Source organism: Tenacibaculum sp. 47A_GOM-205m (genome assembly GCF_000518405.1).
Taxonomy (GTDB): Bacteria; Bacteroidota; Bacteroidia; order Flavobacteriales; family Flavobacteriaceae; genus Polaribacter; species Polaribacter lutimaris.
Genome location: NZ_KI912431.1, coordinates 99,510 through 123,350, shown reverse-complemented (window position 1 = coordinate 123,350; position 23,841 = coordinate 99,510). Strand labels below are relative to the sequence as shown.

Annotated in this window: 19 protein-coding genes; 15 read left to right on the top strand and 4 right to left on the bottom strand. The window is 33.3% G+C overall.

Translation table 11 applies throughout. The annotated features are described in order from the left end of the window. Window positions 1-80: 80 nt before the first annotated feature. Window positions 81-2,279: a catalase/peroxidase HPI gene (gene katG, locus N534_RS0112645; protein WP_028892836.1), complete on the top strand. Its 2,199-nt coding sequence runs from the start codon at window positions 81-83 to the stop codon at window positions 2,277-2,279. A 69-nt stretch (window positions 2,280-2,348) separates the two neighbouring features. Here the strand turns inward: katG and N534_RS0112640 are convergent, their stop codons facing one another. The 4 genes from N534_RS0112640 to N534_RS0112625 form a co-directional block, all read right to left on the bottom strand. Beyond that, window positions 2,349-3,512 carry a sigma-54 dependent transcriptional regulator gene (locus N534_RS0112640; RefSeq protein ID WP_028892835.1) on the bottom strand — a complete coding sequence of 388 codons (1,164 nt, stop codon included), beginning with the start codon at window positions 3,510-3,512 and terminating at the stop codon, window positions 2,349-2,351. Between the two features lie 41 nt (window positions 3,513-3,553). Further along, window positions 3,554-4,399: a mechanosensitive ion channel family protein gene (locus N534_RS0112635; protein ID WP_028892834.1), complete on the bottom strand. Its 846-nt coding sequence runs from the start codon at window positions 4,397-4,399 to the stop codon at window positions 3,554-3,556. Window positions 4,400-4,491: 92 nt separating this feature from the next. Then, window positions 4,492-5,814, bottom strand: coding sequence for an ABC transporter permease (locus N534_RS0112630; protein WP_028892833.1), 1,323 nt, complete (start codon window positions 5,812-5,814; stop codon window positions 4,492-4,494). Between the two features lie 3 nt (window positions 5,815-5,817). Next, window positions 5,818-6,747, bottom strand: coding sequence for an ABC transporter ATP-binding protein (locus N534_RS0112625; RefSeq protein WP_028892832.1), 930 nt, complete (start codon window positions 6,745-6,747; stop codon window positions 5,818-5,820). A gap of 190 nt (window positions 6,748-6,937) precedes the next feature. Between N534_RS0112625 and N534_RS0112620 the strand changes: the two genes are divergently transcribed. The 14 genes from N534_RS0112620 (at window position 6,938) to N534_RS0112555 (ending at window position 23,838) form a co-directional block, all read left to right on the top strand. Further along, on the top strand, window positions 6,938-7,399 hold the full coding sequence (locus N534_RS0112620) for a MarR family winged helix-turn-helix transcriptional regulator (protein ID WP_028892831.1): 462 nt from the start codon (window positions 6,938-6,940) through the stop codon (window positions 7,397-7,399). A gap of 18 nt (window positions 7,400-7,417) precedes the next feature. Further along, complete coding sequence (locus N534_RS0112615) at window positions 7,418-9,823, top strand: 3-hydroxyacyl-CoA dehydrogenase/enoyl-CoA hydratase family protein (protein ID WP_028892830.1); 2,406 nt, start codon at window positions 7,418-7,420, stop codon at window positions 9,821-9,823. An 87-nt stretch (window positions 9,824-9,910) separates the two neighbouring features. Then, window positions 9,911-11,101, top strand: coding sequence for an acetyl-CoA C-acyltransferase (locus N534_RS0112610; RefSeq protein ID WP_028892829.1), 1,191 nt, complete (start codon window positions 9,911-9,913; stop codon window positions 11,099-11,101). A gap of 114 nt (window positions 11,102-11,215) precedes the next feature. Next, entirely contained in the window at window positions 11,216-13,024 is a 1,809-nt protein-coding gene (locus tag N534_RS0112605; RefSeq protein WP_028892828.1) for an acyl-CoA dehydrogenase family protein, read from the top strand. A 236-nt stretch (window positions 13,025-13,260) separates the two neighbouring features. Further along, window positions 13,261-14,262 carry a PliI family lysozyme inhibitor of I-type lysozyme gene (locus tag N534_RS14830; protein WP_038006091.1) on the top strand — a complete coding sequence of 334 codons (1,002 nt, stop codon included), beginning with the start codon at window positions 13,261-13,263 and terminating at the stop codon, window positions 14,260-14,262. Between the two features lie 10 nt (window positions 14,263-14,272). Further along, on the top strand, window positions 14,273-14,701 hold the full coding sequence (locus N534_RS0112595) for an META domain-containing protein (RefSeq protein ID WP_028892827.1): 429 nt from the start codon (window positions 14,273-14,275) through the stop codon (window positions 14,699-14,701). A 520-nt stretch (window positions 14,702-15,221) separates the two neighbouring features. Then, complete coding sequence (locus N534_RS14825) at window positions 15,222-16,835, top strand: RNA-directed DNA polymerase (RefSeq protein ID WP_051435926.1); 1,614 nt, start codon at window positions 15,222-15,224, stop codon at window positions 16,833-16,835. Beyond that, window positions 16,817-17,545 carry a hypothetical protein gene (locus N534_RS0112585; RefSeq protein WP_156025615.1) on the top strand — a complete coding sequence of 243 codons (729 nt, stop codon included), beginning with the start codon at window positions 16,817-16,819 and terminating at the stop codon, window positions 17,543-17,545. The genes N534_RS14825 and N534_RS0112585 overlap by 19 nt, the downstream gene beginning before the upstream one ends. Window positions 17,546-17,616: 71 nt before the next feature. Further along, a complete protein-coding gene (locus N534_RS0112580) occupies window positions 17,617-18,591 on the top strand; it encodes a hypothetical protein (protein WP_028892825.1) in 975 nt (324 codons plus the stop codon). Between the two features lie 113 nt (window positions 18,592-18,704). Next, on the top strand, window positions 18,705-19,361 hold the full coding sequence (locus tag N534_RS0112575; protein ID WP_038006089.1) for an intradiol ring-cleavage dioxygenase: 657 nt from the start codon (window positions 18,705-18,707) through the stop codon (window positions 19,359-19,361). A 118-nt stretch (window positions 19,362-19,479) separates the two neighbouring features. Then, complete coding sequence (locus N534_RS0112570) at window positions 19,480-20,040, top strand: AraC family transcriptional regulator (protein ID WP_038006088.1); 561 nt, start codon at window positions 19,480-19,482, stop codon at window positions 20,038-20,040. Between the two features lie 87 nt (window positions 20,041-20,127). Then, entirely contained in the window at window positions 20,128-22,545 is a 2,418-nt protein-coding gene (locus N534_RS0112565) for a heavy metal translocating P-type ATPase (RefSeq protein ID WP_028892822.1), read from the top strand. A gap of 156 nt (window positions 22,546-22,701) precedes the next feature. After that, window positions 22,702-22,923: a heavy-metal-associated domain-containing protein gene (locus tag N534_RS0112560; RefSeq protein ID WP_028892821.1), complete on the top strand. Its 222-nt coding sequence runs from the start codon at window positions 22,702-22,704 to the stop codon at window positions 22,921-22,923. Window positions 22,924-23,313: 390 nt separating this feature from the next. Next, window positions 23,314-23,838, top strand: a complete 525-nt coding sequence (locus tag N534_RS0112555) for a TetR/AcrR family transcriptional regulator (RefSeq protein WP_028892820.1) — start codon at window positions 23,314-23,316, stop codon at window positions 23,836-23,838. Window positions 23,839-23,841 lie beyond the last annotated feature (3 nt).

The window sequence follows — 23,841 nt, the reverse complement described above, 5'->3', positions numbered from 1 at the left end:
TTGAAATAAAAAATATAGATAAAAATTATTCAAGGTTTTATCGTAAATTTGATGGTATTCTAACCTATAAAAATATAAATATGAAAGAAGCACACACTCACTCTACTAGCAGCAATGGAAAGTGTCCTTTTTCACAAGGCGCTAATACTGAGATACATGATAACATTATGGAATGGTGGCCTAAATCTTTGAATTTAGACATCCTTCATCAACACGATACTAAAACGAATCCACTAGGAAACAATTTTAATTATGCTGAAGAATTTAAAAAACTAGACCTTGAAGCTGTAAAAAATGATTTAAAAACGTTTATGAACGACAGCCAAGATTGGTGGCCTGCCGATTGGGGAACTTACGGAGGATTAATGATTCGTATGGCGTGGCACGCTGCGGGTACTTATAGAGTTGCTGACGGAAGAGGTGGTAGTAACACCGGAAACCAACGTTTTGCTCCGTTAAATAGCTGGCCAGATAATGGGAACCTAGATAAAGCAAGACGCTTATTATGGCCTATTAAAAAGAAATATGGTAATAAATTATCGTGGGCTGACCTTATTATTTTAGCTGGAAATATGGCTTACGAATCGATGGGATTCAAAACTTTCGGTTTTGCAGGAGGACGCGAAGATATTTGGCACCCTGAAAAAGATATTTATTGGGGATCAGAGAAAGAATGGTTAGCTCCTACTGGAAGTAAAGGTACTCGCTATTCTGGTGATCGAGATTTAGAAAATCCTTTAGCAGCAGTTATGATGGGATTAATTTATGTAAACCCTGAAGGTGTAGACGGTAAACCCGACCCGTTAAGAACCGCACATGATGTAAGAGAAACTTTTAAGCGCATGGCAATGAATGATGAAGAAACCGTTGCCTTAACTGCAGGTGGACATACTGTTGGTAAAGCTCATGGTAATGGTGATGCAGGAGTCCTAGGGCAAAGTCCAGAAGGAGCGGAAATTCAAGATCAAGGTTTTGGATGGATGAATCCAAAAGGAAATGGAAATGCAGCTGATACTGTAACTAGTGGTTTAGAAGGTGCTTGGACAACAACTCCAGATAAATGGAATCACACATACTTTCACCTATTATTAAATCACGAATGGGAATTAAAGAAAAGTCCTGCTGGTGCATGGCAATGGGAACCTGTTAACATGGATGAAGCTGATAAACCTACCGACGCTCACAATCCAAACGTAAAAAGAAATCCTATCATGACCGATGCAGACATGGCAATGAAAATGGATCCTGAATACAGAAAAATATCAGAGAAATTCTACAATGATCCTGCTTCTTTTGAAGATGCTTTCGCTAGAGCTTGGTTTAAACTTACACATCGTGATTTAGGACCTAATACACGTTATTTAGGTGCTGATGCTCCAGCAGAAACACTTATCTGGCAAGATCCTGTCCCTACTGTTGACTATACTTTAAATGACAGTGAAATTGAAGAATTGAAAGAAAAACTATTAAATAGTGGACTTTCTCGTACTGAACTTATAAATACTGCTTGGGACAGCGCAAGAACTTATAGAGGATCCGACTTTAGAGGTGGTGCTAATGGAGCTCGTATTCGTTTAGCTCCTCAAAAAGACTGGGAAGGAAACGAACCAACAAGATTAAAGAAGGTACTAGATAAGCTTACTGAGATTCAATCAGCACTAAGTAAAAAAGTAAGTATTGCTGACTTAATTGTGTTAGGAGGTAGTGCTGCTGTTGAAAAAGCTGCTCAAGAAGGTGGTGTCAACATTAAAGTTCCTTTTACTCCTGGAAGAGGTGATGCAACCACTGAAATGACAGATGCTGAATCTTTTGATGTTTTAGAGCCTTTACATGACGGATACAGAAACTGGCAAAAGAAAGATTATGTAGTAAAACCTGAAGAGTTATTATTAGATAGAACACAGCTTATGGGCTTAACCGCTCCTGAAATGACTGTTTTAGTTGGAGGAATGCGTGTATTAGGAACCAACCATGGAGGTACCAAACATGGTGTATTTACAGATAATGAAGGTGTATTGAGTAATGACTTCTTTGTAAACCTTACTGATATGAAATACTCATGGAAACCTGCCGGTGAAAACCTTTATAATATTATTGAGCGCAAAACTGGAAATACAAAATGGACAGCAACTAGAGTTGATTTGATATTTGGTTCAAATTCAATTTTACGTTCGTATGCAGAAGTATATGCACAAGATGATAACAAAGAAAAGTTTGTAAAAGACTTTGTAGCTGCTTGGACTAAAATAATGAATGCTGATAGATATGATTTAGCATAATCTAAAAATTTAATTATAAAAAAAGAAGAGCAAAAGCTCTTCTTTTTTTGTGTTTATTATCTAGTAATGTTATTTACTTGCAAATAGTTTTACATCATTTTTAGAGACTTCTTTTTCTCCTAAAATAAGCAATCGTTCAACTACATTTCGTAACTCTCGGATGTTTCCTGTCCAGTCATATTCTTGTAATTGCTTAATAGCATCGTCTGCAAATGCTTTTTTAGGCATTCCTTGTTCTTCGGAAATTTTCTTTGCAAAGAAGTTTACTAATAACGGAATATCTTCTCTTCTATCATTCAATGCAGGAACCTTAATTAAAATAACTGCTAAACGGTGATATAAATCCTCACGAAAACGTCCTTCCGCAATTTCCTTTTTCAAATCTTTATTTGTCGCAGCAACCACACGCACATTTACTTTGATATCCTTATCAGAACCTACGCGCTGAATACGATTTTCTTGTAATGCACGCAATACCTTTGCTTGTGCAGACAGACTCATATCCCCTATCTCATCTAAAAAAATGGTTCCTCCATTTGCTGCTTCAAACTTCCCTGCTCTATCTTTGTTTGCTCCTGTAAAACTTCCTTTTACATGACCAAACAATTCACTTTCAATCAATTCCGAAGGAATAGCCGCACAATTTACCTCTATCATTGGTGCTTTAGAACGATCAGATTTTTCATGTAACCAATGTGCTACTAACTCTTTTCCCGTTCCATTAGGACCTGTAATTAACACACGAGCATCGGTAGCTGAAACCTTCTCTATCATATCTTTAATATGAGTAATAGCTTCACTCTCACCAATCATTTCGTAGTTTTTACTTACCTTCTTTTTTAAACGTTTATTTTCAACTACTAGTTCTTTTTTATCTAATGCATTACGAACTGTATTTAACAAGCGATTTAAATCTGGTGGTTTCGAAATATAATCAAAAGCACCTAAACGCATTGTATTTACTGCTGTATCAAGATCTCCATGACCTGATATCATTACCATTGGTGTTTCAGGTTTAATTTTCCTAGCCTTTTCTAACACCTCAACACCATCCATTTTTGGCATTTTAATATCACACAATACTAAATCGTAATCTGTATTTTTTATCATTTCAATTCCAGCCAATCCATCTTCAGCTTCTTCTACTTCATAGGAATCATTCTCTTCAGAAATGATTTTTTTTAATACTCTGCGGATTGCAGCTTCATCTTCTATTATTAATATTTTAGCCATATTTTATTTTTATTCTTTCTAGAAAAGCAACAATTAAGCCATTATTTATTCTTCTCAATAATATGTATGTCTCTTTGAGGAAACGGAATACTTATATCATGCTCTCTAAATAATTCATCTATTCTAAACCTAATATCACTTTTTGGCACTGCCGCCTGAAAGCTATCATTCAGTGTAAAAATCAATTTAAAATCTAATGAACTATCTCCAAAATTTTCAAAAAGCACCAATGGTGCTGGATGCTGGTACACCTTAGGATGCTCATTAGCAGCTTGCATCAACAGTTTTTTAACCAGAGCTACATCACTACCATATGCTACTCCTACTATAACATTTTCACGAGTTGTAGTTCCGTTTTGCGTCCAGTTATATAAGCTGTTTGACAAATACTTGTGGTTAGGAATAACCAACACTTTATTATCGATAGTTACCGCTCTAGTAGTTCTTAATTTTATTTCCTCTACCCTTCCAACTTTATCATCTAACTCTATAATATCTCCTACATGAACACTCTTATCAACTATGATAAAAATTCCAGAAATAATATCTTGAAAAAAGGTTTGTAAAGCCAAACCAATACCAATTAATAAAGCAGAAGATGCTACTAAAATTGCACTTAAATTAACTCCTGCAGAACTTAATCCTATTGAAAAAACAACTACATAAGCCAACCAACTTGTAAATGAGAAGATAGTATCAAACTTGTTTTTATCTTCTTGCTCTAACTTACTTTTTGCTAGTTTCTTTAAGTACTTTAATAAAAACTTGACTAAAAGTAAACCTACAATTAAAAACAAGACTGTTTTTAGTGTAAACTCAACATCTTTTCCTCCCACAGGGATTCTGTAGTTTAAAAAATCGGTTATTTCCTTTATAATTTCTTTCATCTACTAGTTCTTATTGTTTTTATTAATCAAATCCAATTCACTATTAAACTCTTTAAAATAAAATTTATTAAGTCAATTTCATAAAGATTTAATTATCCATTATAACGAATCCACTTCCATAAGTCTTTATAAGTTGGCTTTTTACCATACATTAAAATACCTACGCGATAAATTTTAGCAGCAATCCATACAATTACCATAAAAGTAAGAATTAATAGCAACATAGAGATTGCTATTTCCCACCAAGCTACTCCAAATGGAATTCTCATTAACATAACGATTGGCGACGTAAATGGTATATATGAGAATATTACTGATACTGGTCCGTGAGGATCATTAATTACCGTTGCAAAACCTACATATACTGCTAAAATTAACGGTAACATAATAGGCATCATAAATTGTTGCGTATCCGTTTCGTTATCTACTGCAGCACCTACCGCTGCAAACAAAGAACTATACAACATATATCCTCCTAAGAAGTAGAAAATGAATAAGAAAAACATTTTTACTAAAGGCAATCTGAAAATTTCTTGCACAATCATTTCACCTTTATTGGTTGCTGTTTGCTGAATAGCTTCCATTTGTTCTGGTGATACTTTTGCTGACTGCATTTCCATCATATCAACTCCAAAGAAAGAAGATGCTACTAGGCTAAACACTAAAAACAAAATTCCCCAAATAAAGAATTGTAACAATCCTGCTGAAGCATTTCCAATAATTTTTCCTAACATTAATTGAAAAGGTTTTACTGAAGAGACAATTACTTCAATAATTCTACTTGTTTTTTCTTCAATTACACTACGCATTACCGATGTACCATAAATCATTACAAACATCATTAACAAATATCCGGCAATAGCTCCCACACCAATTTTTAACCCGTTGATTAACTTTGATGATTTCTCACCAGAGAAGTTCAACATTTTTATTTCTGATGAAATTTTAGACTCTTCAATGTGAGCAATATCAATTCCGAAGCTTGTTAGTTTTTTATGACGCAACTCCTTATCAATTTTATCTTCTAAACTTTCCATGATAGACATACTTGGTGAATCTTTTGAGAAAAACTCAATCGATTTTGCCAACACCTCTAAACTATCTTGTTTTGGAATATACAAAGCTCCATAATAATCCCCTTCTTCAACTTTCTTTTTTGAATCTTCTATTCCTAAAGCAGTAAAGTCCTCGTACTTTACTGTTTTTGAATCTTTAAAAACATCTTTAGAGAACATTCCAGACTCATCAATATATACTATCTTTTTAACCTTTTCATCGTTCTTCTTCATTAAGAAAAACACTAAAGCCCCCATACCAATCATTAACAGTGGACTTAAAAAAGTCATAACGATAAACGACTTATTTCTAACTTTAGCAATAAACTCGCGTTCTATAATTAATCGTAATCTTTTCATTGCTTAACTGTTTTTATGGATTGCTTGAATAAAAATATCATTAGCACTTGGCACCAACTCTACAAAATGCTGTACTTGACCTTGGTTGGTTAAATACGATAGTAAATCGTTTGGAGAACTTCCGTTAGTAAGTTTTACATTTAACTTTAACCCTTCATTTAACAATTTAAAATCTGCTGGTAAAACCTCAAAGTTTTCTTTTAGCTTTTGCTCCACTTCTTTTGAATTAGAAGTAGCTAACCCAACCTGAAAAGTATTTGTTCTAAACTCCTTTTTAATATCTTCTAACTTACCATCTAAAATTTTATTCGACTTGTTAATCAAAGCTATATAATCACACATTTCCTCAACAGACTCCATTCTATGAGTAGAAAAAATAATGGTAGCTCCTTCATCTCTCAACTGTAAAATTTCCTTTGCTATTAATTGCGCATTAATAGGATCGAAACCAGAAAAAGGCTCATCAAAAATTAATAATTTAGGCTGGTGTAGTACAGTTACTATAAACTGTACCTTCTGCGCCATTCCTTTAGATAACTCTTCAATCTTTTTATTCCACCAAGCACCAATATCAAATTTATCAAACCAATATTTCAATCGTTTTTTTGCTTCCGATTTACTCAACCCTTTTAATTGAGCAAGGTATAATGCCTGCTCTCCTACCTTCATACTCTTATACAGTCCTCTTTCTTCTGGTAAGTAACCTATATGCTCTATATGGTTTGGAGCTAACTTTTCTCCATCTAATATAATTTCACCAGCATCAGGCATTGTAATTTGATTGATAATTCTAATAAGCGAGGTTTTTCCTGCTCCATTAGGACCTAACAAACCAAAAACGCTTCCTTTAGGTATGTGCATAGACACATTATTTAATGCAGTATAATCGCCATAACGTTTTACCACATTATTTATTTCTAATAAATTATTCATAGACATAATAGTTGATTAATTGCCGTTTATTAAAAAACAGCAGTGACAAACTTACATATTTTTATACTCAATTAGTATCTACTTCGCAGTAAACGTTACAAGATTAATTTTATGTTAATTTTATTATGCATGCATAATTTTTTTATGAAATACTATGCATGCATAATAAATTTTTATATATTTGGCATCGATGGATAAAGATAAATCGATAGATCACCAATTAAGAGCCACTTGGCAAGCGGTTGCAAAAATGTATAATGAGCAAGCTGCTAAGCACGATAGCACCATGGCTACAGCTTTTGCTTTGTTGAATATAGATTCTGAAAACGGTACTCCTTCTACAGCTTTGGGCCCTTTAATGGGAATGGAGCCTACAAGTCTTTCTCGTTTATTAAAAACCATGGAAGATAAAGGAGTTATATGTCGCGAGAAAAATCCTAATGATGGGAGAAGTGTTATTCTAAAACTTACCGGATACGGTAAGGAAATGCGTGAAGTTTCTAAGGGGCATGTTTACCAATTTAACAATAAAGTAAGAGAGTATATTACTGAAGAAGAGTTAGAAAACTTTTTTAAAGTTACAACAACAATAAACAAACTAATTACAGATAAGTTAATATACGAAGATGATATTGACAATAAAGCTGTATAAAAACAAACCAATAAACAAATGGCAAGAAGAATTAAAAAAGTAGCAATTATCGGTTCTGGTATCATGGGATCTGGTATTGCATGTCATTTTGCTAACATTGGCGTTGAAGTATTGCTTTTGGACATCGTTCCAAGAGAGCTTAACGACAAAGAAAAGGCAAAAGGATTAACCTTAGAAGACAAAGTAGTTCGTAACCGTTTGGTAAATGATGCTTTGACTGCTTCGTTAAAATCGAAACCATCACCTATCTACAATAAAAAATTTGCAGATAGAATTACTACTGGAAACCTTGAAGACGATTTACACAAAGTAAAAGATGTAGATTGGATTATGGAAGTAGTTGTTGAACGCTTAGACATTAAACAAAGTGTTTTTGAACAAGTTGAAAAATACCGTACACCGGGTACAATTATTTCTACCAACACTTCGGGTATTCCAATTAAGTTTATGAACGAAGGACGTAGTGAAGATTTTCGTAAGCACTTTGCGGTAACTCACTTTTTTAACCCTCCTCGTTATTTAAAATTATTTGAAGTTGTTCCAGGACCAGACTGTAAACAAGAAGTTACTGACTTCTTAATGGATTATGGTTCTAAATTCTTAGGAAAAACTTCAGTATTAGCAAAAGATACACCAGCATTTATTGGTAACCGTATTGGTATCTTCGGAATCCAATCTTTATTTCACCAAGTAAAAGAATTAGGATTAACAGTTGAAGAAGTTGATAAATTAACTGGTCCTGTTATTGGACGACCAAAGTCAGCTACTTTCCGTACTGTTGATGTTGTTGGATTAGATACTTTAGTACACGTTGCTAACGGAATTTACGAAAACTGTCCTAACGACGAAGCTCACGATTTATTCAAACTACCAGGTTTCATCAACACCATGATGGAAAATAAATGGTTAGGAGATAAAACTAAACAAGGTTTCTATAAAAAGACAACCAATGCTGAAGGAAAGCGTGAAATTTTAGCTTTAGACTTAGACACGATGGAATACCGTCCGTCAAAAAAAGCAAAATTTGCTACGTTAGAATTAACAAAAACAATCGATAAGCCAATTGACCGATTCAAAGTATTAGTTGGCGGAAAAGATAAAGCGGGAGAATTCTACCGTAAAAACTTCGCAGCAATGTTTGCGTACGTTCAAAATAGGATTCCAGAAATTTCTGATGAATTATATAGAATTGACGATGCCATGAAAGCAGGTTTCGGATGGGAAAATGGTCCTTTCGAAATTTGGGATGCTGTAGGAGTTGAAAAAGGTATCGAATTAATGAAAGCTGAAGGGAAAGAACCAGCTGCTTGGGTAACTGAAATGTTGGCTAAAGGAGAAAAATCTTTCTATACAGTTAAAGACGGTGCAACATATTACTACGATGTACCTGCAAAAGCACAAGTTAAAAAACCAGGACAAGATTCGTTTATCATCTTAGATAACATTCGTAAAACTACTGAGGTATTCAAAAACTCTGGAGTTGTTATTGAAGATTTAGGAGACGGAATCTTAAACTGTGAATTCCAATCTAAAATGAACACTATTGGTGGTGATGTTTTAGCAGGATTAAATAAAGCAGTTGATTTAGCTGAAAAAGACTTCCAAGGATTAGTTATTGGTAACCAAGCTGCAAACTTCTCAGTAGGTGCCAACATTGGAATGATTTTTATGATGGCTGTTGAGCAAGAGTATGATGAATTAAACATGGCTATCAAGTATTTCCAAGATACAATGATGCGTATGCGTTACTCTGCAATTCCTACTATTGCTGCTCCTCACGGAATGGCGTTAGGTGGTGGATGTGAGTTATCATTACACGCTGATAAAGTAGTTGCTGCTGCTGAAACCTACATCGGATTAGTAGAGTTTGGAGTTGGAGTAATTCCTGGTGGTGGTGGATCTAAAGAAATGGCTTTAAGAGCTCAGGACTTATTCCACACTGGCGATGTTCAATTAAACGTATTACAAGAGCACTTCTTAACTATTGGTATGGCTAAAGTAGCAACTTCAGCTTATGAAGCATACGACTTAAACTTACTACAAAAAGGAAAAGACGTTGTGGTTGTAAACAAAGACCGTCAAATAGCAGAAGCTAAAAAACACGCTGTGTTATTAGCAGAAGCAGGTTATACACAACCAGCAAAACGCAAAGATGTTTTAGTACTAGGTAAGCAAGCCTTAGGTATGTTCTTAGTAGGAACAGACTCTATGGAAGCTTCTAAATATATTTCTGAACACGATCAGAAAATTGCAAACAAACTAGCCTATGTAATGGCTGGAGGAGATTTATCAGAACCAACAAAAGTTACTGAGCAGTATTTATTAGACCTTGAACGTGAAGCTTTCTTAAGTTTAACTACAGAACGTAAAACGTTAGAGCGTATTCAGCATATGTTAAAAACTGGTAAACCTTTACGCAACTAAAAGTTGCGAGTTATTAGTTTTCAGTTATAAAGTGGTCAGTTAATAATCACTAAAAAACTAAAAACTAAACACTAAAAACTTAAAAGTATGAAAACAGCATATATAGTAAAAGGATATAGAACCGCCGTAGGGAAATCTAAAAAAGGTGTGTTCAGATTTAAAAGAGCTGACGAATTAGCTGCTGAAACCATCAAATATATGATGGATAAGTTGCCCGAATTCGATGTAAAACGTATCGACGATGTTATTGTTGGTAACGCAATGCCAGAAGGTTCTCAGGGATTAAACATGGCAAGAATTATTTCATTAATCGGATTAGATTCTGTGGATGTTCCTGGAGTTACCGTAAACCGTTTCTGTTCATCAGGATTAGAAACTATTGGTATGGCTGTAGCAAAAATTCAATCTGGAATGGCAGAATGTATTATTGCTGGTGGAGCAGAAAGTATGAGTTCTGTACCAATGACAGGCTTTAAACCAGAATTAAACTACGATATCGTAAATGCAGGTCACGAAGATTACTATTGGGGAATGGGTAATACTGCTGAAGCAGTAGCTCAACAATACAATGTATCTCGTGCAGACCAAGATCAATTTGCATACGAATCGCACATGAAAGCTTTAAAAGCGTTAGATAGTGATCGTTTTCAAGATCAAATAGCTCCAATCAATGTAGAGGAAACCTACATTGATGGAAACGGAAAACGAGCTACAAGAAATTATACAGTTACTAAAGACGAAGGTCCTCGTAGAGGAACAACAGTAGAAGCTTTAGCAAAATTACGTCCAGTATTTGCGGCTAATGGTTCTGTTACCGCTGGAAACTCATCACAAACAAGTGATGGTGCTGCGTTCGTAATGGTAATGAGTGAAGATATGGTAAAAGAGTTAGGTATTGAACCAGAAGCTCGTTTAGTAAGTTATGCAGCAGCAGGAGTTCCACCTCGTATTATGGGAATTGGTCCTGTAGCAGCTATTCCAAAAGCATTAAAACAAGCAGGTTTACAACAAAGTGATATTGAATTAATTGAACTAAATGAGGCATTTGCTTCACAATCATTAGCAGTTATCCGTGAATTAGGTTTAAATCCGGATATCATTAACGTAAATGGTGGAGCAATTGCTTTAGGTCACCCATTAGGATGTACTGGTGGTAAACTATCTGTTCAGTTATTTGATGAAATGCGTAAGCGTAGCATGAATGGTAAATACGGAATGGTAACCATGTGTGTAGGTACTGGTCAAGGTGCTGCTGGTATTTTTGAATTCTTAAATTAAAATTAAGATATAAGTATTGAGAATTTTCTCATCTCTTTTAAAAAATAAGTAACAAAATTATAAAAGTAGTTAGTATCTCAATACTCACTACTAAATACTAAAATCTAATATACTATGTCAGAATTAAATAAAGATCTTTTACGCGGAGGGCAGTTCTTAGTAAAAGAAACAAAATGCGAAGATATATTTACTCCTGAAGATTTTTCAGAAGAACAAACAATGATGCGTGATGCGGTTAAAGAATTTAACGACCGTGAAATTATTCCTTATAAAGATCGTTTTGAAAAGAAAGATTATGCACTTACCGAAGAAACTATGCGTAAAGCAGGTGAATTAGGATTCTTAGGTGTGGCTGTTCCTGAAGCTTATGGCGGATTAGGAATGGGATTCGTTTCTACCATGTTAACTTGTGATTATATTTCAAGTGGAACAGGATCTTTTAGTACAGCTTTTGGTGCACATACAGGTATTGGTACTATGCCAATTACTTTATATGGTACTGAAGAGCAAAAGCAAAAATACGTTCCTGCGTTAGCAATGGGTGAAAAGTTTGGAGCTTACTGTTTAACAGAACCAGGAGCTGGATCGGATGCGAACTCAGGTAAAACTACTGCTGAGTTAACTGAAGACGGAAAGCACTACAAAATTAACGGACAAAAAATGTGGATTTCGAATGCAGGTTTTGCTGAAATCTTCATCGTTTTTGCTCGTATTGAAGACGATAAAAACATTACTGGTTTTATCTTAGAATATGATAAAAACAATCCTAACGGAGTAACTTTAGGAGAAGAAGAGCACAAATTAGGTATTCGTGCTTCATCTACTCGTCAGGTATTTTTCAACGATACATTAATTCCTGTTGAAAACATGTTATCTGTTCGTGGTGGTGGATTCAAAATCGCAATGAACGCCTTAAACGTTGGTCGTATTAAATTAGCAGCTGCTTGTTTAGATTCTCAAAGAAGAATTGTAACTAATGCTGTAAACTATGCTAACGAGCGTAAGCAATTCAAAACTCCTATCTCAGAATTTGGAGCTATTAAAATGAAGTTAGCTGAAATGGCTACTAGTGCTTATGTTGGTGAATCTGCATCATACAGAGCAGCTAAAAACATTGAAGACAGAATTGCTATTCGTGAATCTGAAGGAAGTTCTCACCAAGATGCAGAATTAAAAGGTGTTGAAGAATATGCTATTGAATGTTCAATCTTAAAAGTAGCTGTTTCTGAAGACGTACAAAACTGTGCTGATGAAGGAATCCAAATTTACGGAGGTATGGGATTCTCTGAAGAAACTCCAATGGAGTCTGCTTGGAGAGATGCTCGTATTGCTCGTATTTACGAAGGAACTAACGAAATCAACCGTTTATTATCGGTAGGAATGTTAGTTAAAAAAGCAATGAAAGGTCATGTAGATTTATTAAATCCTGCAATGGCAGTTCAAAACGAATTAATGGGAATTCCTTCTTTCGATACTCCTGATTATTCTGAATTATTCTCAGAAGAAAAAGAGATGTTAGCTAAACTTAAGAAAGTATTCTTAATGGTAGCTGGAGCTGCATTACAAAAATTTGGTCCAGAATTAGAGCAACACCAACAGTTATTAACTGCTGCTTCTAATATTTTAATTGAAATATACATGGCAGAATCTGGAATTTTAAGAACAGAAAAGAACGCGAAGCGTTTTGGTGAAGATGCTCAAAAAGAACAGATTGCTATGGCTAAGTTATACTTATACAATGCCGTAGAAACTATTACTAAAAGCGCAAGAGAAGGAATTATTTCTTTCGCTGAAGGTGATGAGCAACGTATGATGTTAATGGGACTTAAGCGTTTTACAAAATACGCAAACTACCCTAACGTAGTTGAGTTACGTGACACAATCGCAGAAAAATTAAAAGCAGAAAATAAATACTGCTTCTAAAAAATAGAAAAATTTTCTTCAACTTTTATAGGTTTTAGAATTTAGTTGTTTGTTTAAAAGATCGTCAAATTAGTTTTTGGCGGTCTTTTTTTTATCCTCTAAAAAAACATTAACAAACCTATACACTACAATATCAAGCTTCTGTAAAATTAAGGTTCTTAAGTTTTTCTTAAAATGCTTTTTCATATCTTTAATGGTATATTTATTGAATCAGTCCCTATGAAAAATAAAATAGCATGATAAAACTTACCAATACAGCACTACTAGGAATGGCATTTTTAGCCATAGTTAGCTGTAAAAAAGAAGCAAAAAAAGCAGACACACAAAAAACCGTTAACCAAGAAACAGTAGCTACTATGACTGATGTTACTGGAAACTATGTTTCTTCAGAATATGAAAAAAGAAACGAAGGATACGATTGGGTTTCTGTTGCTGTAAAACCAGCTGTAAATAATCAATTAAAAATTGTAGTTCGCTCGCGAGCTGATAAGAAAAAACCTACCTGTACTTTTGACGCTCTTGCTAAAAAAGCAAATGACAGCACGTATACAACTGACATAAATGGTAAAACTGTAGTGTTTTCTTTTAAAAACAAACAAATTTCTATTGCAACGGCAAACAGAGAAGACAGTAGTTTATTAAACTTTTACTGTTCAGGTGGAGGAAGCCTTGCAGATTCTTACCATAAAATTGACGGAGACCTAGACCAAACACAAATAGACAAAACCATTTTTAAGAAGCATTTAACCCTACAAGGAATTGGTTTTAATATTTCTACTAAAAAAAATGGAATGGATACTGAATTAACGGTTGCTCCTTACGGTTTAGAAATTGATAATTCAGCAATTACTCAAAACATTGATGGTAGTGTTGTTGATGCTGAAATTGAAGATTTAAACTCAGATGGTTTTCCAGAAGTAGTTATTTATACTCGATCTGATGGAAGCGGAAGCTACGGTAACGTAATTGGATACTCTGTTAATAACGGAAAATCGGTGAGTCAAATATACTTCCCTCCTATTACTGAAAATAAAAAGTTAAGTGGAGGATATATGGGACACGATGAGTTTACCATTGTTGAAACTACCCTATCTCAACGCTTTCCTATTTATACAAAAGAAGATTCTAATGCTAACCCAACAGGAGGCATCAGACAAATTAATTATAAATTGGTTGATGGTGAAGCTTCAAGAAAATTTGAAATAAAGAACTCAACTGATTTTAACACTAAAAATTAAACTATTTATTATGAAAAAACTATCATTTTTATTCGCTACCATTTTACTAATCACAGTTTCTTGTACTAAAAAAGATGCTGCTGATCAGCTATACAATACCACTTGGGAACTAGAATATATTACTGGACCAAGAATTGCTTTTGATGGATTATACCCTACTAAAAAGCCACAACTTACGTTTGATAAAGAAACAAACAAAGCTACAGGAAATAACGGTTGTAACGGTTATTCTGCTGAATTTACGTTAGGTGAAGAAAATGCTATTTCTTTTGGAGAAGCAGGACCAACTACTATGATGTATTGCGGACAAGGGGAACAAGTATTTTTAAAAACCATTAAAAAAATTAACAAGTATAGCTTTGACATAGAAGGAAAACTAAACTTATTAATGGACGATGTAACCATGATGCGCTTTAAAAAAGTAACCACTGAAGAATAACTCACTATAGTTGTCTCTTTAAACTGAGTGATAACATAGGGGAAAACCTCATACTATACAGCCTTTTTTTGGTTTGTTGGTATGAGGTTTATTTTTTTACTACCAAAGGCAGCGTCCGCTAATAAGTATACAGTTTCAGCGACCCATACCGTGGTATTAGCGACCCGTGCCGTAGTGTCTTCGGAGCACGCCGTGATATTAGCGACCCGTGCGTAGTATCTGCGGAGTATGCCGTGATATCAGCGACCCATGCCGTGGTGTCTTCGGAGCATGCCGTGATATTAGCGACCCGTGCCGCGGTATCTGCGGAGCATGCCGTGGTATTAGCGACCCGCGCTACCTTTAATGACACTTAAAACATCTTTTATTCCCTAAATAGCTGAGCTTATGGGATTCCGTAAGAAAATTAAATTATTATTAGTAAGTTCGTTAAAGTATAAACAAACATAAACCTACTAAAATGGTTATATAACTATGTATGTTACATCTATATAGAAAAGTTATGGACAATTAACAATAAATGGAAAAAGATAAAATTGAACTAGCAATTGAGAACATTGCTAAATACGGAGACACTGACATATTCCCTTTTCCAATTGAAAAACTCTTGTTTTTTGATGAAAAGGACAAAGTTGTGGAGCTAATAGAAAAAATTGATTCTGATTTCTATAACTACATAAACACAAATCCTCCTGTGAACATCAATACTTCCGTTCCTCTAGGATATACAGGATTTAGATGGGCGACTCAAATTGACCCTATTTGGAATGCATATTTTCTTTCATCTGTTCTGAGTATTGCTGAAGAAATTGAAAATACAAGAATTCCTAAAGAAGAAAATATAATTTATTCTTATAGGTTTTCGCCTAGCCTAACAGATTTTAAACTTTTCGATAAAGAATATAATTGGCTGAAATTTCAAACAGATTCATTGAACTATCTGGAAGATAATGAACAATTCAATTATGTTGTGATTTGTGATATTGCTGATTTTTATAGTAGAATCTATCATCACCCCTTAGAAAATGCTCTTGAAAGACTTCCTGTTTCAAATGACACTCCCAAAAAAGTAAAGAAGATAATTCAAAAGTTTTCAAATACTAAATCTTATGGTTTACCAATAGGAGGTGAAGCATCGAGAATCCTTGCAGAGTTGGTACTAAATAATACAGACAGACTTCTCCACAGTAGAGGGGTGAAATTCAAAAGATTCGTGGATGACATCCATATATTCTGTGAATCTCTTCAAGAGGCTCATTCTGCTCTATATTTCTTAGCCATGAAATTAATGAGGAATGAAGGGTTAACTATTCAGAAACACAAGACGCAAATACAATCTCGTTTAGAATTCACCAAGTTAGTTTCTTCAAGAATTAATGCTGAAAGTGATGATGAAAAAGAAAAACATCGAGCTAAGTTCATGTCATTGCCAATCAACTATGATCCATATTCTGATACTGCAGATGAAGATTACAAAACAATAAAAAACCAACTCAGCGAATTCGACATTGTAGGGCTTTTAAATGACGAATTACGTAAAGTAAGAATTCATCAACAGTTTGGAAAAAGATTGATAAAAACGTTTGATGTATTAGAGCCTGAAATCATTTCTAGGGCATTCGATTCAATGATTAATCGTTTCGAGACATTATATCCTATTTTCCCTGCTATAATGAAAGCTGCTTATAAGCACCATGATAAGTTAGAGCCAGAAACAAAAGAAAATCTTCATGAGGCATTAAGACAACTAGTTAAAAGTAATTCTTATGTAATTCAGTCAGAGATAAACATGACTTATTTACTAAGAGTGCTTGGGTTGGAAAATAATTTTTTTAATGAAGAAACTATTAATACTGCTTACAATAATTCGTCTGACAGTATCTTGATCAAGAGTATTGTTATTCAAATTATGACTAGATGGAAAGCATATCATTGGCTTACAGATAAAAAAGATACATTTTCAACCATGAATAAATGGGAAAGAAGAATGTTCATAATTGCGGCAAATTTTATAGGCGATGAAGGAAGTCATTGGTTAAGTCATTCCAAAAGAGGGTTTTCAGATAGCGAAAAACTTATTATGGAATGGGCTAAAGAAAAGTCGAAAATTAATAATTGGAAACTGCCATTATGATTTCGGAAAAAACATTCATACGTTACTATTCTAGTTTTTGGGAACAATTATTACCAGGGATTGATCATTACATTAGAATGATTAATTCAGGATTTAAGGAACGTTTATTCACTCCAATAACTACTCCTGATATTCCTAATCGAAGAGCAATAATAAATGGTATTGCCTTTAGGCTATTTTATAATTTCAAAGCACATTCTATTCCTTATAAGAACCTCAAGATAAATTCTCAGGAATTGTTGAAAATTAAGAAATCGGAAGAAAAGAAAATGTCATTTCTTAATAATTCTAATGACTTTGAAAATGAATTAAACGATAATGAGTTTAAAATAATAATTGAACTTACTAATCGACTAATTCAATACGTCTCCTCAAAACCAGAAATGCTTATTTACCCTGAATTTCAAGGTTGTGGATTATTATTTAATTGTTCTGGTGATCTTCTGTTTAATGATACACTCATTGAGGTTAAAGCTGGTAATTCAAATTTCAGTCGCCAAGACATGTATCAACTATTAACCTATGGTGCATTAAATCACATATCAACCAATAAAATAAATCTTACAAACTTTGAATTGATAAATATCAGAACGGGTATACAATGGAATGAAGATATAGAATCGGTATGTGAGATTATTGGAGGAGCTTCTTCATCTGAAGTTTATTCAGAAATAGTTAATTATATATCAAACAATTACAGATCAATATAAAAAAACCATAACAAGGTGTATAATGCATACCCTTCGGGATACGCACCATACACAGAACGTTGTTCACAATTATGACAAAACCACAAAACATCATTGCTCAAGTAAGTAAAAATGTAAAAAAAATACAATGGGAATGTTTAGTGGATGATTGTAAAGAAAACGCTATAAACTCACATTTAATTCAACGAAATGGTTTATTGAGCAACATTGCTATTAACGGACATTTAATTGAAATTAAAATGGTGGATGCTTATAAATGGAATAGTAAAGAGCCTCCTTTTAATTTTAGTTTAGTTGGTATAAAAAATGCCTTATCTCATAAAGTATTTTGTAACAATCACGATACTGAGATTTTCAAACCAATAGAAAATGAGAAAAAAGATTTTAAGACTTACATTTCATTTCTTTTGTTCAGTTATCGTGCAATTTGTGCCGAGATTCGAAAAAAGATGGTAAATATTGAAAATCATACTAGACTAATAAATTCAAAAATACTTGACGGAAAAATTAACAAAGAACAATTGCAACTCATAATCAATGGAAATAAATTAGGGATAACTGACCTTCGAGCAATGAAAGAAATGCTAGAGGATGAAATTCAAAATGAAGAAGGCAAATATTCTTTTTATGCTTATAAATATGATAGTATTGAAGTATATGCTTCAGCTGCTTTTAGTGCGACTAGCATAGAATTACCGAAAGAAGAAGGTTCACTTGATTTAGAAAACCTTTATATTCATATTTTACCGTTATATGAAGAAACATTAATCCTAGTCGGATATCACAATGATTATAAAAATGATGAAATGATTGAATATTGTGAATCTTGGAGTGAATTAGATAAAAAACAATTAGAAGTAAAATTGACAAATTTATTTGCAACTAGCATTGAAAATTGGGGTGTTTCACCAAGTTTATATAATGATTTTAAAGAAAAAAATAAAAAACAATACATTAAAGAATTGACCAAAAATTCCAGTTATTTTGGAATAGCAAAAACTACGGATTTTAATTTATTTGAAAAAAAAAACTACCCACAACAATAGCTATAAGTAATATCTTGCTTTCGCCTAGCCCTAAGAGACTGTAATTTTCTTATTCATCTCGTATTCACTAAATTAGAACTTTAAAAACACAACTAATTTTATACGAATACGTTATGTATCTTTCTAAACACAAAACACTAAAACACTATTTAGGAGCGCTTTTTTTAATACTAATTGTAACTTCCTGTAAAGGACAGTCGCAAACAAACATAGAAAGAAATGTAGGTGGAGGTTGCCAAGACTGTAAAGCTTTATTAGATTATAAAATGCTTAATATAAATCCTAAATCAGTTGATACCTTACCTGGTTTTCATGAAAATGAACCAAAACTAAAAATAACGGGTACTGCATTTAAAAAAGACGGAAAAACACCGGCTAAAAATGTTATACTCTACATTTATCACACAGACAGAAATGGAATTTACCAACCTAGTGAAAAACCTGTAGGTTCGGAAAAAAGACACGGACAATATAGAAATTGGCTTAAAACAGGAAAAGATGGAAAATTTACTTTTTATACATTCAGGCCTGTATCTTACCCAAATACACAAGAGCCAGAGCATATTCATATTTATGTAAAAGAGCCCAATACTGTACCTTATTATATTGATAGCTATCAATTTGAAAGTGACCCTGCTCTTACTGAAGAAAAAAAGCAATCAGAAAAAAACAGAGGTGGTTCTGGAATTATACAACTTAAAAAAGAAGATGGTATTTGGACAGCCAACAGAGATTTAATCTTAGGATTGAATATTCCTGATTATGAGTAAAAAATCATCAATGATTACCTATTCTCCCTTACTTCAAAAACAATAAAACCTAAAAAGTAAAACCATTGTCTTCTATTAGAACTGTATCTTTACAAAAAATAGAAGTAAGAAAAATACGATGACTCTTTTTATCAAAAACATGGTTTGCAATCGCTGTATTCTAGTCATTCAAAATGAATTAGACAAACTAGGTGTGGGTGTAAAGAATATTAAATTAGGTGAAGTTACACTTGAAAAAGAGCTTACTTCCGAAGAAAGAGAACACTTAAACAAAACCTTACTTAGCTTAGGGTTTGAGATTATTGACGATAAAAAAAGTCGCATTATTGAAAAGATTAAAAACCTAATCATCAACTTAGTGCATCATCAAGACAGTGAAACAAAAATCAATTTATCTGAATTATTAAGCAACGAACTACATCACGATTACAACTACCTATCTAATCTTTTTTCTGAAGTAGAAGGCACTACTATAGAAAAGTATTTTATTGCCCAAAAAATAGAAAAGGTAAAAGAATTACTTGTTTACGATGAGTTATCGTTGAGTGAAATTGCTTTCCGTTTACACTATTCAAGCGTAGCGTACTTAAGCAATCAGTTTAAAAAAGTAACAGGATTAACCCCAAGCCACTTCAAAAAAATCCGTAAAGACAAACGCACACCGTTAGACGAGGTGTAAATCTTATAAATCAATTACAAAATTCCACAATAAATTTTATTTAACTTATAGCCAACTTTGTAGTATACAAATTCATACAAGAAAAAAATGGCAACAAATAATAATAAAGAAATCATTTACCTCCCCTTAGAAGGTGTGGAAAGTGAACACTGTGCTTTAATCGTTGAAAAAGGCTTAGCACATGTTGAAGGAATTGAAACCCATAAAGTAGAACTAAACAACCGAAGAGCTGCTATTACAGTTAGTAACGAAGAAGTTCTTGCTAATGCCGTTACTACTATAAAAGATTTGGGGTACGGTGTTACTACTGTTAAAAAAGTTTTTCCAGTATTAGGTATGACCTGCGCCTCTTGTGCAGGAAGCGCTGAAAGTATTGTTAGCTTTGAACCAGGCGTAGTTAATGCTTCAGTAAATTTTGCTAGCGGAAACTTAACGGTAGAATACCTTCCTAATATGACCAATGCTACAAAACTGCAAAAAGCTGTACAAGGTGCGGGTTATGATTTGTTAATTGAAGACGAAACTAAACAGCAAGAAACCTTAGAAGCAATTCACGAAAAGAAATTCAACCAATTAAAAACCAAAACCATTTGGTCGGTAATACTCTCATTACCCGTGGTTATTATTGGTATGTTTTTTATGAATATGCCTTATGCAAACCCTATTATGTGGGCCTTCACTACCCCAGTGTTGCTATGGTTTGGTAAAGACTTTTTTATCAATGCATGGAAACAAGCCAAACATCGTTCTGCAAATATGGATACCCTAGTAGCCTTAAGTACGGGTATTGCTTATATATTTAGTGTATTTAACATGCTATTTCCTAAGTTTTGGGAATCTAGAGGATTAGAAGCACATGTATATTTTGAGGCTGCTTCAGTTATTATTGCATTTATTCTTTTAGGAAAATTATTAGAAGAAAAGGCCAAAGGAAATACCTCATCAGCTATCAAAAAATTGATGGGTTTACAACCTAAAACCGTTGTTGTGATACAACCTGACGGAACGGAAAAGCAAACTGCTATTGAAGAAGTGAACGTAGGTGATATTATTCTTGTAAAACCAGGAGAAAAAATTGCGGTAGATGGTATGGTTATTACAGGAAGCTCGTATGTAGATGAAAGCATGTTAAGTGGTGAACCTGTTCCGGTACTAAAAGAAGAAAATGAAAAAGTATTTGCAGGAACCATTAATCAGAAAGGAAGTTTTCAGTTCAAAGCTGTTAAAGTTGGAAAAGAAACCATGCTTGCTCAGATTATTAAAATGGTACAAGATGCACAAGGTAGTAAGGCTCCTGTACAAAAATTAGTTGATAAAATTGCAAGTATTTTCGTTCCTGTAGTTATGAGTATTGCTGTTATTACATTTATTATATGGTTTGTTTTAGGTGGAGATAACGGAGTTGTTCAAGGGTTGTTAGCTGGTATTACGGTACTGGTTATTGCATGCCCTTGTGCTTTAGGACTTGCTACTCCTACCGCTATTATGGTGGGTGTGGGTAAAGGTGCCGAAAATGGTATTTTAATTAAAGATGCTGAAAGCCTTGAATCTGCTAAAAAAGTAAACGCTATTATTTTAGATAAAACAGGAACTATTACCGAAGGAAAACCAGAGGTTACTGGCATATCTTGGCTACGTAATGATGATACCGCTAAGAACATTCTTTTAAGTATTGAGAAAAATTCTGAACATCCATTAGCAGAAGCTGTTGTAAAGTTTTTAGGAGATACTACCACTACCCCACTAACAAATTTCAACAGTATTACTGGTAAAGGTGCTAAGGCAGATTATAATGAGGAAACCTTTTTTGTGGGTAATAAGAAGTTATTGGCTGAAAATAAGGTTACCATAACGGAAGAGCTTTTAAAACAGGCGGAAGAATGGAGCAAACAGGTTAAAACAGTTATTTGGTTTGCTAATAATAAGGAAGCACTTTCTGTACTTGCTATTTCAGATAAAATAAAAGAGACCTCAGCACAAGCTATTAAAGAGTTACAGGCTATGGGTATTGAATTATACATGCTTACGGGTGATAACGAAGCTACTGCAAAATCTATTGCTGAAGAAACAGGTATTCAACATTATAAAGCTGAAGTATTACCACAACATAAAGCCGATTTTGTAAAAGAATTACAACAACAAGGAAAAACTGTTGCTATGGTAGGTGATGGTATTAACGATAGTACTGCGTTGGCTACTGCTGATGTAAGTATTGCCATGGGAAAAGGTAGTGATATTGCAATGGATGTTGCAAAAATGACCATTATATCATCCGATCTAAGTAAAATTCCGCAAGCCATAAAACTATCAAAACAAACGGTGGCTACCATTAAACAAAACCTATTTTGGGCATTTATTTATAACCTTATTGGTATTCCTATTGCAGCTGGTATTTTATATCCAATTAATGGTTTCTTATTAAATCCTATGATTGCTGGTGCAGCTATGGCTATGAGTAGTGTTAGTGTGGTTAGCAATAGCTTACGATTAAAGTGGAAAAAGTAACAAGTATTTCTGCACTAGTTAGTGTCGGAATATTTCAAACCTTACTTAGTAAATAAATCTGTAAATCTCATAAATCAATCTTTAAATTGTACAACAAAAAATAACGGTGTTGTGCTGAAATTTGTAGTATTCAATAACAAATAAATTTTTAATATAATGGAAAGCAATAAAGAACTAAAATTTAAAACTAACCTTAACTGCGGAGGATGTGTATCTAAAGTGCAAGCTGATTTAGACAATGCTGAAGGTGTTAGCCATTGGAATGTAGACACTAATTTTGATGATAAAATTCTTACCGTAAATTCTAAAGGAATTACTGCGGATGAAGTAATTGCTATTGTAAAAAGTAAAGGTTTTAAAGCAGAGCCTTTAGTATAAAAAGCATTTATAATATTATGATGCGTTAAAGAACATCATAACTATTTCACAAGCTGTTAGCGTAATTTTCTTATAATTTTATACATAAATACACTCTTCCTTGGGGTGTATTTTTCTTTTATATTTGAAAGAATAAAATTGCAAAAACTACTTCGTTATTCTATTTAAAAAAAAATTGAGTAAAACACATAATCTTATGATATATTGGTTTTACTTAAGATTCTGTGACATTTCTGATGAATCTTATTTACCGTTAAACTTATAACAACTAATTTTTTAGAGTTGACACTCTATTAAACTTTATTTCATTCAAATCTTAAAATGTTAAAAATACATACAGACTTGTCTGTTTTTTTTTCTGTTCAATAACTTTGTCAAAAAATAAGAAACATGAGCAATCCTAAAGAACGAATATTAGAAACCGTTTCATACCTATTTCATCAACAGGGTTATAATAGTACAGGAATCAATCAAGTTATTAAAGAAGCTAAGGTTGCAAAAGCTAGTTTTTACCAGCATTTTAAATCTAAAGATGCTTTATGTATTGAATTCTTAAACAACAGGCACGAGTATTGGTTTAAGGAGCTTTTTAAATTCACTTCAAAAGGTACAAATTCAAAAGATAAAATACTACTCGCTTTCGATTTTGTAATTCACATGAACACAAAAGAGAATTTTAGAGGCTGTAGTTTTCTTAATATTTTATCAGAGATTTCTAAAGAACAAGAAGCTATTTTAACTGTTATTCAACTACACAAAAAAGAGTTAAACTCATTTTTTTTACAACTAACCAATAATGATTTATTAGCTACTCATATATACTTACTTTTTGAAAGCTCTATCATAGAAAGTCAACTGTTTAAATCAAACGAAATAATAGAAAAATCTAAAACAATTATAAACGAAATATTATAACAT

Bases quoted from the DNA above. Each gene is read 5' to 3' on its own strand.
- katG (WP_028892836.1), top strand. From the start codon at position 81: ATGAAAGAAGCACACACTCACTCTACTAGCAGCAATGGAAAGTGTCCT.
- N534_RS0112640 (WP_028892835.1), bottom strand. From the start codon at position 3,512: ATGGCTAAAATATTAATAATAGAAGATGAAGCTGCAATCCGCAGAGTA.
- N534_RS0112635 (WP_028892834.1), bottom strand. From the start codon at position 4,399: ATGAAAGAAATTATAAAGGAAATAACCGATTTTTTAAACTACAGAATC.
- N534_RS0112630 (WP_028892833.1), bottom strand. From the start codon at position 5,814: ATGAAAAGATTACGATTAATTATAGAACGCGAGTTTATTGCTAAAGTT.
- N534_RS0112625 (WP_028892832.1), bottom strand. From the start codon at position 6,747: ATGAATAATTTATTAGAAATAAATAATGTGGTAAAACGTTATGGCGAT.
- N534_RS0112620 (WP_028892831.1), top strand. From the start codon at position 6,938: ATGGATAAAGATAAATCGATAGATCACCAATTAAGAGCCACTTGGCAA.
- N534_RS0112615 (WP_028892830.1), top strand. From the start codon at position 7,418: ATGGCAAGAAGAATTAAAAAAGTAGCAATTATCGGTTCTGGTATCATG.
- N534_RS0112610 (WP_028892829.1), top strand. From the start codon at position 9,911: ATGAAAACAGCATATATAGTAAAAGGATATAGAACCGCCGTAGGGAAA.
- N534_RS0112605 (WP_028892828.1), top strand. From the start codon at position 11,216: ATGTCAGAATTAAATAAAGATCTTTTACGCGGAGGGCAGTTCTTAGTA.
- N534_RS14830 (WP_038006091.1), top strand. From the start codon at position 13,261: ATGATAAAACTTACCAATACAGCACTACTAGGAATGGCATTTTTAGCC.
- N534_RS0112595 (WP_028892827.1), top strand. From the start codon at position 14,273: ATGAAAAAACTATCATTTTTATTCGCTACCATTTTACTAATCACAGTT.
- N534_RS14825 (WP_051435926.1), top strand. From the start codon at position 15,222: ATGGAAAAAGATAAAATTGAACTAGCAATTGAGAACATTGCTAAATAC.
- N534_RS0112580 (WP_028892825.1), top strand. From the start codon at position 17,617: ATGACAAAACCACAAAACATCATTGCTCAAGTAAGTAAAAATGTAAAA.
- N534_RS0112575 (WP_038006089.1), top strand. From the start codon at position 18,705: ATGTATCTTTCTAAACACAAAACACTAAAACACTATTTAGGAGCGCTT.
- N534_RS0112570 (WP_038006088.1), top strand. From the start codon at position 19,480: ATGACTCTTTTTATCAAAAACATGGTTTGCAATCGCTGTATTCTAGTC.
- N534_RS0112565 (WP_028892822.1), top strand. From the start codon at position 20,128: ATGGCAACAAATAATAATAAAGAAATCATTTACCTCCCCTTAGAAGGT.
- N534_RS0112560 (WP_028892821.1), top strand. From the start codon at position 22,702: ATGGAAAGCAATAAAGAACTAAAATTTAAAACTAACCTTAACTGCGGA.
- N534_RS0112555 (WP_028892820.1), top strand. From the start codon at position 23,314: ATGAGCAATCCTAAAGAACGAATATTAGAAACCGTTTCATACCTATTT.